The 1601-nt window shown below is 59.7% G+C and carries 1 rRNA gene; it reads right to left on the bottom strand.

Annotation, left to right across the window (positions count from 1 at the left end):
* Nucleotides 1-57: 57 nt before the first annotated feature.
* Nucleotides 58-1581 (bottom strand): 16S ribosomal RNA (locus KDK95_RS34570).
* Nucleotides 1582-1601 lie beyond the last annotated feature (20 nt).

The following is a 1601-nucleotide window of genomic DNA, read 5'->3' as shown; positions in this document are numbered from 1 at the left end:
AGCGGCTCTGGCCCGGCCGGCCCCACTACAGGGCGGCCCAGGCGAGATGCTCCTTAGAAAGGAGGTGATCCAGCCGCACCTTCCGGTACGGCTACCTTGTTACGACTTCGTCCCAATCGCCAGTCCCACCTTCGACCACTCCCTCCCTTACGGGTTGGGCCATGGGCTTCGGGTGTTACCGACTTTCGTGACGTGACGGGCGGTGTGTACAAGGCCCGGGAACGTATTCACCGCAGCGTTGCTGATCTGCGATTACTAGCGACTCCGACTTCACGGGGTCGAGTTGCAGACCCCGATCCGAACTGAGACCGGCTTTACGGGATTCGCTCCACCTCACGGTATCGCAGCCCTCTGTACCGGCCATTGTAGCATGCGTGCAGCCCAGGACATAAGGGGCATGATGATTTGACGTCATCCCCACCTTCCTCCGAGTTGACCCCGGCAGTCTCCCGCAAGTCCCCAGCCATCCGAAGATGCTGCTGGCAATACAGGACGAGGGTTGCGCTCGTTGCGGGACTTAACCCAACATCTCACGACACGAGCTGACGACAACCATGCACCACCTGTGCACGACCCCAAAGGACACCGTATCTCTACGGCTGCACCGTGCATGTCAAGCCCTGGTAAGGTTCTTCGCGTTGCATCGAATTAAGCCGCATGCTCCGCCGCTTGTGCGGGCCCCCGTCAATTCCTTTGAGTTTTAGCCTTGCGGCCGTACTCCCCAGGCGGGGCGCTTAATGCGTTAGCTCCGGCACGGAGACCGTGGAAACAGTCCCCACACCTAGCGCCCAACGTTTACGGCGTGGACTACCAGGGTATCTAATCCTGTTCGCTCCCCACGCTTTCGCTCCTCAGCGTCAGTAATGGCCCAGAGACCCGCCTTCGCCACCGGTGTTCCTCCTGATATCTGCGCATTCCACCGCTACACCAGGAATTCCAGTCTCCCCTGCCATACTCCAGCCTGCCCGTACCGGAAGCAGACCCACCGTTAAGCAGTGGGCTTTCACTTCCGACGCGACAGGCCGCCTACGAGCCCTTTACGCCCAATAAATCCGGACAACGCTCGCACCCTACGTATTACCGCGGCTGCTGGCACGTAGTTAGCCGGTGCTTCTTCTGCAGGTACACTCACTCACGCTTGGTCCCTGCTGAAAGAGGTTTACAACCCGAAGGCCGTCATCCCTCACGCGGCGTCGCTGCATCAGGCTTTCGCCCATTGTGCAATATTCCCCACTGCTGCCTCCCGCAGGAGTCTGGGCCGTGTCTCAGTCCCAGTGTGGCCGGTCGCCCTCTCAGGCCGGCTACCCGTCACCGCCTTGGTAGGCCATCACCCCACCAACAAGCTGATAGGCCGCGGGCCCATCCTCCACCGAAAAACTTTCCACCACCGGTCATGCGACCAGAAGTCATATCCAGTATTAGCCCCGGTTTCCCGGAGTTATCCCAGAGTGGAGGGCAGGTTGCCCACGTGTTACTCACCCGTTCGCCACTAATCCACCCCGAAGGGCTTCATCGTTCGACTTGCATGTGTTAAGCACGCCGCCAGCGTTCGTCCTGAGCCAGGATCAAACTCTCCAAAAAAGAATTCAAAACCTGGCTAA

Source organism: Actinospica acidithermotolerans (assembly GCF_018139625.1).
Lineage (GTDB): Bacteria > Actinomycetota > Actinomycetes > Streptomycetales > Catenulisporaceae > Actinospica > Actinospica acidithermotolerans.
Note: the sequence above shows the minus strand (reverse complement) of the source record. Positions and strands in the feature narration are given on the sequence as shown.